At 37.1% G+C, this 11,837-nt stretch carries 12 protein-coding genes and 1 pseudogene; 11 read left to right on the top strand and 2 right to left on the bottom strand.

Annotated elements, in window-relative coordinates; translation table 11 throughout:
- Positions 1–440 (bottom strand): annotated as a pseudogene (locus AC1M9H_RS11510) (muconate/chloromuconate family cycloisomerase); the annotation flags it as partial.
- A 114-nt stretch (positions 441–554) separates the two neighbouring features.
- Here AC1M9H_RS11510 and AC1M9H_RS11505 point away from each other — a divergent pair.
- The 5 genes from AC1M9H_RS11505 to AC1M9H_RS11485 all read left to right on the top strand — a co-directional run bounded on the left by AC1M9H_RS11505 (position 555) and on the right by AC1M9H_RS11485 (position 6,170).
- Entirely contained in the window at positions 555–1,445 is an 891-nt protein-coding gene (locus AC1M9H_RS11505) for a LysR family transcriptional regulator (RefSeq protein WP_035266330.1), read from the top strand.
- Between the two features lie 168 nt (positions 1,446–1,613).
- Positions 1,614–2,960: a spinster family MFS transporter gene (locus AC1M9H_RS11500; RefSeq protein ID WP_481613428.1), complete on the top strand. Its 1,347-nt coding sequence runs from the start codon at positions 1,614–1,616 to the stop codon at positions 2,958–2,960.
- Between the two features lie 36 nt (positions 2,961–2,996).
- Positions 2,997–3,989, top strand: coding sequence for a helix-turn-helix transcriptional regulator (locus AC1M9H_RS11495; RefSeq protein ID WP_481587688.1), 993 nt, complete (start codon positions 2,997–2,999; stop codon positions 3,987–3,989).
- 88 nt (positions 3,990–4,077) lie between these two features.
- Positions 4,078–5,193, top strand: a complete 1,116-nt coding sequence (locus AC1M9H_RS11490; protein WP_481613427.1) for an NAD/NADP octopine/nopaline dehydrogenase family protein — start codon at positions 4,078–4,080, stop codon at positions 5,191–5,193.
- On the top strand, positions 5,184–6,170 hold the full coding sequence (locus AC1M9H_RS11485) for a 3-hydroxybutyryl-CoA dehydrogenase (RefSeq protein WP_481613435.1): 987 nt from the start codon (positions 5,184–5,186) through the stop codon (positions 6,168–6,170). The genes AC1M9H_RS11490 and AC1M9H_RS11485 overlap by 10 nt, the downstream gene beginning before the upstream one ends.
- Positions 6,171–6,200: 30 nt before the next feature.
- Here the strand turns inward: AC1M9H_RS11485 and AC1M9H_RS11480 are convergent, their stop codons facing one another.
- Entirely contained in the window at positions 6,201–6,668 is a 468-nt protein-coding gene (locus AC1M9H_RS11480; protein ID WP_092767678.1) for a MarR family winged helix-turn-helix transcriptional regulator, read from the bottom strand.
- A 138-nt stretch (positions 6,669–6,806) separates the two neighbouring features.
- On the opposite strand from AC1M9H_RS11480, the gene AC1M9H_RS11475 reads away from it, so the two are divergent.
- Genes AC1M9H_RS11475 through AC1M9H_RS11450 form a run of 6 tightly spaced genes read left to right on the top strand, consistent with a single transcriptional unit; the run spans position 6,807 to position 11,829 of the window.
- The gene (locus tag AC1M9H_RS11475; RefSeq protein ID WP_481613426.1) at positions 6,807–7,940 is read left to right on the top strand and encodes an amidase; all 1,134 of its coding nucleotides are present in this window, start codon (positions 6,807–6,809) and stop codon (positions 7,938–7,940) included.
- On the top strand, positions 7,937–9,094 hold the full coding sequence (locus tag AC1M9H_RS11470) for an acyl-CoA dehydrogenase family protein (protein WP_481597778.1): 1,158 nt from the start codon (positions 7,937–7,939) through the stop codon (positions 9,092–9,094). The genes AC1M9H_RS11475 and AC1M9H_RS11470 overlap by 4 nt, the downstream gene beginning before the upstream one ends.
- A gap of 24 nt (positions 9,095–9,118) precedes the next feature.
- On the top strand, positions 9,119–9,478 hold the full coding sequence (locus AC1M9H_RS11465) for a hypothetical protein (protein WP_035266405.1): 360 nt from the start codon (positions 9,119–9,121) through the stop codon (positions 9,476–9,478).
- A 10-nt stretch (positions 9,479–9,488) separates the two neighbouring features.
- On the top strand, positions 9,489–10,016 hold the full coding sequence (locus AC1M9H_RS11460; RefSeq protein ID WP_481613425.1) for a nuclear transport factor 2 family protein: 528 nt from the start codon (positions 9,489–9,491) through the stop codon (positions 10,014–10,016).
- A gap of 39 nt (positions 10,017–10,055) precedes the next feature.
- Entirely contained in the window at positions 10,056–11,333 is a 1,278-nt protein-coding gene (locus AC1M9H_RS11455) for an aromatic ring-hydroxylating oxygenase subunit alpha (protein ID WP_481613434.1), read from the top strand.
- Between the two features lie 10 nt (positions 11,334–11,343).
- Positions 11,344–11,829: an aromatic-ring-hydroxylating dioxygenase subunit beta gene (locus AC1M9H_RS11450; protein ID WP_481613424.1), complete on the top strand. Its 486-nt coding sequence runs from the start codon at positions 11,344–11,346 to the stop codon at positions 11,827–11,829.
- Positions 11,830–11,837 lie beyond the last annotated feature (8 nt).

Genomic DNA, 11,837 nt, shown 5'->3' with positions numbered 1-11,837 from the left:
ATATCTTTATCCGTATCACCAGAAGCCAACACCCAAAGCACAGGGACGCTGTCACGCAGACGGCCACCTAGCACTTCAGACAGCGGCAAGCCTAAACGTTGAGCTTGAATATCGAGTAAAGCAGTTTGAATGGCACATTTTGCAAAACGGTTGCCATTAATATTCTTCTTCAACACTTGCATAATTTGAGCAACGTTGAGATCAGTAAAAGTTTTGAGTAGTGGAGCAAAATAAGTATCGATATTGGTTTTGATACTTTCAGGGCTTTCTTCACCATAGCCTAAGCCACCGATGGTGGTAGCTTCGCCCCAACCAATGAAACCATCCGAAGTTTCGATTTTAATGAGGACTAAGGTTTGAGTTTGCATCGTTGCGACCGCCATCTTGTGTGGGCGGATCGTCGGGATTTCAACGAGCAAGGTTTCAATATTTTTGTACATGCAGCAATATATTCCATTAATATATGCTAAATACCTTATTTGAAATAAAGTATTGAAAATAGAGGTTAGGTAGTATATTAAAATACTAAAAAAGTATGGATTAAGGAAATTTCAATGGAATTAAGAACATTAAAGTATTTTGCTACGGTGGTCGAAGAAAAAAGTATTACAAAAGCTGCTGAAAAGTTATGTATCGCACAACCACCACTTACTCGACAAATCAAAAACTTAGAGTCAGAGTTAGGTGTCGTATTATTTGAAAGAGGCATGAGACCGATTAAAACAACTGAAGTTGGAGAATTTTTTTACCAATATGCTGTACAGATACTGACCTTAACAGCACATGCTAAATCGATGGTAAATCGATATAAAGTGACAGATACAACGGTACGAATTGGATATGTTGGTTCGCTTTTTTATTGGAAATTACCTGAGATCATTGATTATTTAAGAAAGCATATTGCAAATATAAAAGTTGAATTAGTGGAATGCGGAACCAGGGACCAGGTAGAAGCTTTGAAATTGGGAAAAATTGATATTGGGTTTGGTCGATTAGGAATTAGTGATCCTTCAATAAAAAGAATAGTGATCGAAAGAGAGCAACTTTTTTTAGCAGTGCACAAAGATCATACATTAGTGACCCAAAATGTTAAGGAAGTACATTTATCACAATTGGTCAACGAACATATTTATATATATCCAAATACTCCTAAACCAAACTTCTCAACTTTTGTTCAAGGAATATTCTCTGAACTTGACTTAATTCCCCAAAATCTGATCGAGACGAGAGAAATCCATATGGCATTGGGGATGGTGTCATCTGGTGAGGGGGGGTGTATTATTCCAAAGAGTGCATGCTCTATAGGTATGAAAAATTTGAAATTTATACCAATTCTAGATAATGAGGCTGAAAGTCCAATTACAGTTGCCTATAGAAGTATCGATAATAATGAATACATCAAACAAATATTAGATTATCTAGACGAATTGAAGAGCATGAACTAATTTTTTTAGATTAGATTAATATAAAATACCTATTTATATGTAATATTTAATGGAAAAATAAATAGAATAATAGTGTTAAAAATGATATTTATTTTATAAATCAGCATAAATTGGCATGGATTTGTCATAGGGATAGCGCTGATCTATAAAATATTTAGGATGATTTCGATGGGAAAAATTTCCGAGTTAAAGAGCAATGATGCAAAAAAGAAGGATATTTATGCTTGGTATGTTGTAATACTTTGCATGGTTGCATATATATTTTCTTTTATCGATCGTCAAATTTTGGCTTTGATGATTGAACCGATAAAAGCAGATTTGAATTTAACTGACACGCAATTTAGTCTACTCCATGGACTAGCTTTTTCTTTATTTTATGCATTCATGGGTCTGCCGCTGGCTTATATCGCAGATCGATTCTCAAGACCAAAATTAATTGCTGCCGGGATTGTATTTTGGAGCATTGCAACAGCTTTATGTGGTTTAAGTAAGAACTTTATCCAGTTGTTTTTGAGCAGAATGGGAGTAGGAATTGGTGAAGCTGCTTTGTCACCTGCAGCCTATTCAATGTTTAGTGATATGTTTGCAAAAGATAAATTGGGTCGAGCTGTCGCTATTTATTCGATTGGTTCTTTTGTTGGTGGAGGAATCGCATTCTTAGTAGGTGGTTTTGTCATTGGATTACTCAAGGACATGTCTCTTATCGCTGTACCCTTATTGGGAATGTTAAAGGCATGGCAAGTAGCGTTTATTTTAGTGGGTTTACCAGGAGTCATTATTGGCATATTGGTACTTTTAACTGTTAAAGATCCTAAGCGTAAAGGGCAAATGGTCGATGCGCAGGGGAACGTAGTAAAAGTGAAGCTTAGTGATACTTTTAAATTCCTGAAAAAGCATAAAAAAACATTTACATGTCATTATTTGGGATTTACTTTTTATGCCATGGCATTGTTTTGCTTAATTAGCTGGACACCTGCATTTTACATACGACATTACAATATGACAGCTACTGAAGTGGGCTATATGTTGGGTGCCGTGTTACTGATTTCAAATACTTTAGGTGTATTTGCGGCTGGTTGGATGAATGATTATTTTATTCAAAAAGGCAGAAAAGATTCGCCTATGTTTGTGGGTGTGATTGGAATCGTAGGTCTGATTATTCCAATAATTTTGTTTTCACAAGTTAATGAATTATGGCTATCAGTTACATTGTTGGTTGTTGCAATGTTTTTCGCTTCTTTCCCAATGCCGATCTCAACAACAGCAATGCAAATGCTTTCGCCAAATCAATTACGTGCCCAAATCTCATCTATCTTTTTACTCATCAGTAATTTGATTGCTTTAGGTATTGGTACCACATTAGTGGCTTTAATTACGGATCGTATTTTTGAAAATCCTTTAATGGTCGGTTCATCGATATCTATCGTTGGTGCAATATCATGCGTATTGTGCTTTGTATTATTGAAAGTGGGTTGTAAAGCCTTCGAAAATAGTTTGCAAGTTGAGTCTAAATAAATCATGTCTGAATAAAATAATGAGGGTACACCTATCATGTATTTATCGAATCTGAAACTTTTAAAGAAATTCAACTTATTGTCTTCAAAAGATTATTTTCAGATTAAAGATGTGATAGGACAATACTTGTGCCCTCATCAATTTGAAGTATTGAATGATGAATCTTTAGAAGTAAAATTAAGTGGGTTTTCATTTGGTCAAGTTGCACTATTTGAATTAAGTTACAATGCTCCAGTTCAAATTAGTTTTGGTGCTGAGTGTCAAAGTTATCTGTTTAGATTTAATTTGGAAGGCGAATGTAAAGTCAAATATGATCATTCAACTTATCAACAACGTCCTGGATTACTTACAGTTTCTCATCCTCATTTTGAAAATAGAATTGAACTCCAAGCCAAATGTAGAAATATCATATTAAAAATTGATCATGAGTTGATCAACACTGTTTTATATCGCTTGTTGGGGTATATCCCTCAAAAAAATCTTATTTTCGATAGTGGCATTTCCTATACATCTGAAGAAAGAATTTCAATTTTAGAAACACTGAACTACTTATGCTTTGCATATTCAAATATTGAAAACTGGTGGCAAATTTCTGATAGCTTTAGTTCATATTTGACTGAGTTATTACTGATCAAAATTCCACATAATTTCAGTGAACGAATCGCAGATAAAAAATATCAACTCATCCCAAGTTATATCAAAAATGCAGCTCATTTGATTGAGCAACATTATATGGAAGCAATCTCGATTGAGGAAGTTGCGAGGCTTGTAAAAGTCTCGGTAAGAACGCTTCAAAAGGGATTTAATACCTATTTGAACCAAACGCCTCTCAGTTTCATGACATCAATCAAATTGGACCGAGTTCATCAAGAACTTAAACACACTCAGGTTGATCAGCCTATAATTGATATCTTCAATGCTCATGGTGTAAGAAGCTTTGGACACTTTACTCGGCTTTATAAAAAACGTTATGGATGCACGCCTTCAGAAACCGTGAAACAAAACAAATTAATAGAAATAAATTCGTAATTCGAATAGCAGTACCGCTTTTTGACGCGAGCAAAAAGAAGAATCTTTCCTACTATCACAATACACAATAAATATGTAAGGGAAGAAAATGAAAATCACAGTTCTCGGCGGTGGACATGGATGTTATGCATCAGCAGTGGAAATGGCGGAAAAAAATCACGAAGTTAAATTATGGCGAAGAAATCGAGATTCACTAAAAGAATTAGCGAAATATGGTGAGCTTACTGTAAAAGACTTTCGTGGCACTAGAACAGTATCTGTTGGGGATGAACATCAAAAAATTCAACTTGAAACTGATTTATCCAAAGCTATTGAAAACGCTGAATTGATTATTATTCCTTTACCCGCAACAAGCCATGAAGATTTATCGATTGAAATAGCACCCTACTTAACATCTGGTCAAGTCGTATTTTTACCACCAGGTACTTTTGGAACATACCTATTTGCTCAAGCAATGCTTAAAGTTGGGAATAAGTCTGACGTGGCTTTTGCAGAAACGGGTACGTTGCCATATTTAGTAAGAAAACATAGTCCGAATTCTATCGTGATTAGTGTATATGCGACGAGATTGCCTACTGGGGTCTATCCAGCAAAATTAAAAGATCATGCTATTAGAGTATTAAAGCAAGCTTATGACAGCATCGAGTCTATAGAGGATGCTTTGAGTGGAGCTTTAATGAATGCAGGACCCATTATTCATCCTCCATTAATTATGCTCAATGCTGCACCTTTAGAACATTTTGATGTATGGGATATTCATAATGAAGGTACTCAACCTTCAGTGAGGAGAGTAACGAGCTTATTAGATCAAGAGCGAATGAATATTCGTGAAGCATTGGGATACTCGAAACAGCATTTCCCACTCGCAGATCACTACAATAAAGAGGGTGAAGGAGATGAGTGGATGTATGGTAGGGGGGCACATGGTAAGTTGACTGACAGTGGCGATTGGCGCGAGAAAATAGATTTACATTCCCATAGGTATATGCTCGAAGACACACGATTAGGCCTGTCATTTATTGTATCGGTTGGTAAGTATGTTGGAGTCAAAACGCCGATTGCTGAAGGGCTTCTGAATATCGCATCATCAATTACTGGTAGGGATTTGTATAGTGAGGGTCGCACTCTTGAAAATTTAGGGTTATTTGATTTAACACAGCAACAATTAAAACACCTGTTGAACTCCGGAGAGCAATCTGCATGATTAAAAATATTATTATTGTAGGTGCAGGCAGAATGGGTAATGCGATTGCGATCGCATTCGCATATGCAGGAATTGAGATTGCACTTGTAGATGTAAAAGATCGAAACCCAGCAGAAAAAAATGAATTTCTGCAAAAATGGAATGACAGCCTCGAACAAGAGTTGCATCTCTTAGAACATATCGGGATGTTAGTGAATGATCAATGTAAAGTATTAAAAGAAAGAATTCATTTCTATTTCAAAGATAATCAAACTATTGATTGGAAAAATTGTGAATTAATTATTGAAGGTGTACCTGAAATAATGACTCATAAACAACATTGTTTTCGGTGGTTAGAACCCTTAATTTCTAAAAACTGTATTGTAGCATCAACGACTTCGACCTTTTTGGTCACTGATATAGCAAAATTAATTTCTCATCCAGAACGTATTGTTAATGCGCATTGGCTTAATCCTGGGTATTTAATGCCTTTAGTTGAGCTAAGCCGATCGGAGCATACTGCTGATATAGCAGTAGAAAAACTAAAAACATTACTTGAGGCAATTGGTAAAGTCCCAGTGATTTGTAATGCAGTTGCTGGATACATTGTTCCAAGAATTCAAGCATTAGCAATGAATGAAGCAGCGAGAATGGTTGAAGAAAACGTAGCAAGTGCTGAGGATATTGATAAAGCGATTCGTACAGGTTTTGGTTTGCGTTTTTCAGTGTTAGGAATGTTAGAGTTTATCGATTGGGGAGGAGGAGATATTCTGTATCATGCTTCAGAGTATTTGAGAGAAGAACTTGGTGAGCGTTACAAAGCCCCTGATATTATCAAAAAAAATATGCGCGAAAATAGAAATGGCATTAGAGAACTATCAGGTTTTTACAAATATGAAAGTATGGATATTTATCAATATAAACTAAATGTCATATCAAAATTCGCTGAAAATTTGCGATTTAATCAGCTTATTCCACAATATGAAATTATGAAATAAGCGTTAGTAGGTAAAAAGATTTTAGTCTTTTTACCTATTTGGCATTAAATTGAATATTTTCTTTAATTGTAAATTTAGTGACTCAAGTTCTTGCTCATCAAAAGAATTTAATATACCAGCTAAAGTAACACGATTGATCTGATTAATTTCATCCACAAGACCATATCCTTTTTCAGTGAGCTTCACCATAGAAATCCTTTCATCATGAGGGGATGAGAAAACTTCAACTATCCCTTCTTCGACTAATCTATAGATTGCTTTAGTTGCAGTTGTTAATTTGATTGTTGCTAAATTAGCTATTTCAGTGATATTCGCTTCACCGAGAGCATTTGTACTCAAAATGATTTTTCTTTTTGTATTATCGAGACCGATTTTTTTTAAAGATTTATCAATCAATTGGGAATACTTACCATTAACTTGAGATATCCAAAAAAATGGGAAATTTTCCAAACTTTTGGGATCGTTATTTGGCAAATAATTTTCAAAATTTTTTAACATGAGCAGCAATTAAACTTAAAAAAATATAATTGATTATACAAGAAAAAAGACAAAGATTATTTTATTTCAAAATAACTTGACAAATACATTAATTTTTCAGATATTGATGTTGAGTATAAAAATACATGGAAAAGTGAATTGAATATTATATCTAGAAGTCTCTCTTTAGGAGATGGAAAAATTAGAGTCGTGGTTAAAGACTCAATTGATATACAAAATGAAGTGACGACACTTGGAACTCAGGCGCGCAGTGGAGCATGCCCTGCATTTTCACATGCTGAAATTATAAAAAATATACTCAGCAGTGATTGCAAAATTATTGGAAAAACTCATCTTCATGAACTCGCATTCGGTATAACTGGAATAAACAAAAACTTCGGAACACCTTTAAATGTTAAATATCCGCAACTTATTCCTGGAGGCTCTTCCAGTGGTTCGGCTGCAGCTATTGCGGCAGATATAGCGGACTTCAGTATTGGTACGGATACAGGTGGCTCAATTCGTATGCCAGCCGCTTGCTGTGGAGTGTATGGATTAAAACCTTCATTTGGTCGTGTAAGTCGTGATGGTGTTTGGCCAAAAGATACCACTTTAGACTGCGTCGGACCATTCGCATCAGATATCAAAAATCTGATTCTTGCTATGCAGATCATTGATCCTACATTTAAAGAAATCCAAATCGATCTACAGCAGATTCAATTAGGAATATTACGTGTCGAAGCGGAATCTGAAATTTGGCGTGTCTTAGATGCTGAGTTAACAAAAATTGATTTACCTCAAAAAAATCTATTCATAGACAATATTGATGAAGCATATCAAGCAGGTATGTCGATCATTAATTACGAAACTTGGGGTGCATATCATGATCTTACTCAAACTGGACTTCTAGCCAATGATGTTCAGCAGCGTTTATTAAAAGCATCTGAAACCACTCAAAAAGATGTAGAAAATGCTGAATTAATAAGAACTCAATTCACAGAGCAGATCAATGATTTACTCAACAATGTTGATGTTTTGATACTGCCGACACTACCTCAATTTCCACCTAAATTAGACGAAGCTGAAAATACTGTTGCTTTCCTCAATTTAACTAAGCTCGTGCGACCATTCAATCTATCGGGCCATCCAGCGCTTACGATTCCATATGAAACATCAAATGGCTTACCTGTAGGTATGCAATTAATTGCTAAGCATGGTGAAGATGAAAAATTGTGTGCTATTGCACAACACATTGTCGATATTACGAAGCATTCACAAGGAGGTGGCAAATGAGCAATTTAGCCAAAGATCAAACAGAGAGCTTGATTGATCTTGAAGAATTATGTCAAGAGATTAGACAGCGAGCGTGTTCAGGTGAATTTGACGAACAAGCATACGTGAGTCAAGACATTATTCAAAAACTGAAATCAATTGGGGTATATCGTGCTTTAGTTCCTAAACGTTTCGGTGGTGATGAGGTTTCACCGCGTACGTTTTGTGAACTTATTGAAAGGCTCTCTAAAGCAGATGGATCAGTAGGTTGGGTTGCAAGTTTTGGTATGAGCCCAGCTTATCTTGGGAGTTTACCTGAAGAGACACTTTCCGAACTTTATAAAAATGGTCCAGATATCGTTTTTGCTGGTGGAATTTTTCCACCGCAAGCTGCTCAAGTGACCGATGAGGGTTTAGTTGTAAAAGGCCGTTGGAAATTCTCAAGTGGTTGTAAAGGTGCAGATATCGTTGGTGTAGGCATTGCTCCGATCAAAGATAATGAATCTCATGGCTTACCACGTATGGCTGTTTTACCAGCGCATAAAGCACAAATTGAAATGACGTGGGATACAGTAGGTTTAAAAGGCACAGGTAGTCACGATCTCATTGTCGATAATGTACTTGTACCTGAGCATTGGACTTTTGTTCGGGGTGAGCCATCTAAACTCAGCGAACCATTTTTCAAATATCCATCCCTCTCTTTGGCGACTCAAGTCCTCACCGTAGTCGGAATTGGCGTAGCCTCGGCGTCATTGGAAGAATTTAGAAAATTAGCTCCAGGTAAGTCGTCGATTACTGGAGGTGCAGAAATTGCTAATCGACCTATCACTCAGTACGAATTTGCGAAAGCTGAAGCTGAGTTCCTAGCTGCAAGAACATGGTTCTACAACACCATGGATATTGTATGGGAAGAAGTACTCAACGGGCGAAAACCTGAGCCACATTTAATTAGTGATATGCGTCTATCTTGTACACATGCGGCAAGAGTCTGTGCAAAGGTCACCCGCAAAATGCAAATGTTAGCTGGGATGACTGCCATTTATACCAACCATCCATTTAGTCGCTTTGTGAATGACACGAATGTCGTGACACAGCATGCATTTATGGGTGATGCAACTTTACAAAATGCTGGTGCGATGAGCTTTGGGCTTAATCCGACACCTGGATATTTATAAATGACCGAAAAGAAGGAAATCGAAATGGAAGCTAAAAAATCATTACGCGTATTGTTCTGTATGGGGATTAACCAAAACTTCTTTGATGCAGAGCCAGCAGAAGCAAAAGCAGTATGGGCAGCATTTGGTGAAATGTGGAATGGTATCCATGATTTACCTGGCGTGCATGTATACGGCAACTTAGATGATGATCAAAGCATGGTAGGTGCAAGTACGGGGTGGCCTTGGACAACCTATTTATTGGCTGATGTACCTGATATTGAGACAGTTCATGCTGCATGTAACTTATTCCGTACGACTGTGGTCGGAGAAGGTCCATATAAACTTTGGAAGTATTGCAAAGTTGAAGCAAGAGTTGGTCGTGAATTAATTATTCAACGATAAGGATATCGATATGGTCGACTCTAATGAACTCAAAAGCATTCTTCAACGTCTTCAACAGTTGGAAGCGCAGAATCAAATTCGTAATTGCCTAAATCGCTATATGGAAATTTGTGATGAACTTAATCAAAACACAAATTTAGAAGCGCTGATGGATTTATTTGATCCTGAGTGTATTTGGGAGGGGGTAGGGAAAAAATACGCCCAGTCATTTGGTCGGCTTGAGTCTTGGCAGGCAGTATATGACATGTTTAAAACATACACGCTGAAGGACTCGCATTTTGTTATGAATGCACATTTTGTGAATTCTGAACAAATTTATATTGATGGTGATGTGGCTGTTGGTCACTGGTTGATGTTGCAAACATCAACTTTCAAAACGAGTGCAAGCCACTTGAATGCAGCCAAACTGACAATCCGTTTTAAGCAACAAAATAATGGCATTTGGAAAATCAAACACTTCCAAACAGAAAATATTTTCAGTCGACCAGTAACGCATTGGACCAGTGATGATGAGTTACCAGTACCGCAATCAAATTAAGTCGGTTGAGTTGCATAAACAGTTATAAGGGAATACATGATGAATAGTGCAATACCAGTTCAAAATATTGAAATTGATTACAATGAATTAGTTCAAAGTGACCGAGTGCATACCTCTTTATATAAAGATGCACAAATCTTTGAAGATGAAATGGAAAAAATTTTCTACAGCACTTGGGTTTGGGTTGCTCATGCAAGTGAAATTCCAGATGCTGGTAGTTATAAAACGATTAATATTGGTAAACAACCTGTAGTTGCTGTACGAGATCGTAAGAAAAAAGTCCACGTCTTACTCAACCGCTGTCGCCATCGTGCTGCTACAGTTTGTGAGCATAAAAAAGGCAAAACAAATAGCTTTGTATGTCCATATCATGGTTGGAGTTACGCTTTGGATGGTACATTGCGTGGCGTTCCTTCACCTGAAAGTTATGGCGAATGTTTAGATAAATCTGAATTTCCACTGATCAGCCTACGTGTAGAAGAATATAACGGCATGATCTTTGCGACCTTCAAAGACGATATTGAGCCATTAGAAGACTTTTTAGGTGCTGCGAAAAAGTGGATTGATCTATTCATGAAGCAAGGCGCAGGTTATCCAGTCAAAGTATTAGGTGAACATCGTTTTACATTCCCAGGTAACTGGAAAATTCAGTTGGAAAATACAACTGACGCATATCATTTCCCATTAGTTCATAAATCTTTCTTAAGTTCTGTAGACGAAAAAACAGAAGAGCTTTTCAACTTTGAAAACCAACCAGGCTATGTTGAAGATCTAGGAAATGGTCACAGCGTGATGGTGATGATTCCAGAACTGGTAGATCTTGATGAAGAGTTGATGGAGCGACCAATCCAAGAGCGTTTTGAAGAACTTGCCCAAGCGCTACGTGAAGAAGGTCATGAGGAACTTGAAGTTCGTCGAATTTGCCGTGCTGTCGGTGGTTCGGGCTTTAACTTAAATATTTTCCCTAACATTGCATGTTCTATGGCGTTCTTCCGTGTAATGCAACCATTAGCGGTAGATAAAACTGAAATTCACCACTCAGTGATTACGATGGATGGTGGACCACAAATTGCCAACCAATATCGCCTACGTCTACATGAACATTTCCAAGGTCCTTTCGGTTTTGGTACGCCAGATGATGCGGAAGCTTGGGAGCGTGTACAGCATGGTGCAAATGCGGGCAATGAACTTTGGATCATGTTGAACCGTGGATTACCAGGAGAAGTCAAAACTGAAGATGGTCTGAAGAGTGACGTGAGTGCTGAAACAGGCATGCGTGGCGCTTACCAACAATGGAAAAAGTTGATGACGGCTTAAGGGGAAGAGCATGAAAATTAATTTAAATCTTTTGAACGAAGTAACAGCATTCATTTGGGCTGAAGCTGACATGTTAGATCATTCAGAGTATCAAGCATGGTTAAATTTATGGAATGAAAATGGCAAATACATCATTCCAATTGATCCATCATTGACAGATTACGAAAACCATTTGAACTATGCATATGACAATCACCACATGCGTCAATTACGTGTAGAGCGTTTAGAAAATGGTGAAGCAATCTCGACAGCTCCCAAGGCCAATACTGTTCGTAGCCTGTCACGTGTGCGAATTATTGAAGAAACTGATCACAAGATAATTTTACGCTGTGCACAAAATTTAAGAGAGTTCCGCAAAGAAAATTTACGTCATTACACTGCTGATGTGATTTATGAGCTACTACGTCAAGAGAATGGCGAACTCAAAATAGACCGTAAAATTATCAATCTAGTCAATTCGACAGATACCTTAGCTGGTATCAGTTACATTCTATAGGAGGTGAC

The sequence above is a fragment of the Acinetobacter sp. ANC_7512 genome (assembly GCF_056779935.1).
This window is presented reverse-complemented; position numbering and strand designations above follow the sequence as displayed.

Bases quoted from the DNA above. Each gene is read 5' to 3' on its own strand.
- AC1M9H_RS11500 (WP_481613428.1), top strand. From the start codon at position 1,614: ATGGGAAAAATTTCCGAGTTAAAGAGCAATGATGCAAAAAAGAAGGAT.
- AC1M9H_RS11465 (WP_035266405.1), top strand. From the start codon at position 9,119: ATGGAAGCTAAAAAATCATTACGCGTATTGTTCTGTATGGGGATTAAC.
- AC1M9H_RS11460 (WP_481613425.1), top strand. From the start codon at position 9,489: ATGGTCGACTCTAATGAACTCAAAAGCATTCTTCAACGTCTTCAACAG.
- AC1M9H_RS11450 (WP_481613424.1), top strand. From the start codon at position 11,344: ATGAAAATTAATTTAAATCTTTTGAACGAAGTAACAGCATTCATTTGG.
- AC1M9H_RS11455 (WP_481613434.1), top strand. From the start codon at position 10,056: ATGAATAGTGCAATACCAGTTCAAAATATTGAAATTGATTACAATGAA.
- AC1M9H_RS11495 (WP_481587688.1), top strand. From the start codon at position 2,997: ATGTATTTATCGAATCTGAAACTTTTAAAGAAATTCAACTTATTGTCT.
- AC1M9H_RS11505 (WP_035266330.1), top strand. From the start codon at position 555: ATGGAATTAAGAACATTAAAGTATTTTGCTACGGTGGTCGAAGAAAAA.
- AC1M9H_RS11490 (WP_481613427.1), top strand. From the start codon at position 4,078: ATGAAAATCACAGTTCTCGGCGGTGGACATGGATGTTATGCATCAGCA.
- AC1M9H_RS11470 (WP_481597778.1), top strand. From the start codon at position 7,937: ATGAGCAATTTAGCCAAAGATCAAACAGAGAGCTTGATTGATCTTGAA.
- AC1M9H_RS11480 (WP_092767678.1), bottom strand. From the start codon at position 6,668: ATGTTAAAAAATTTTGAAAATTATTTGCCAAATAACGATCCCAAAAGT.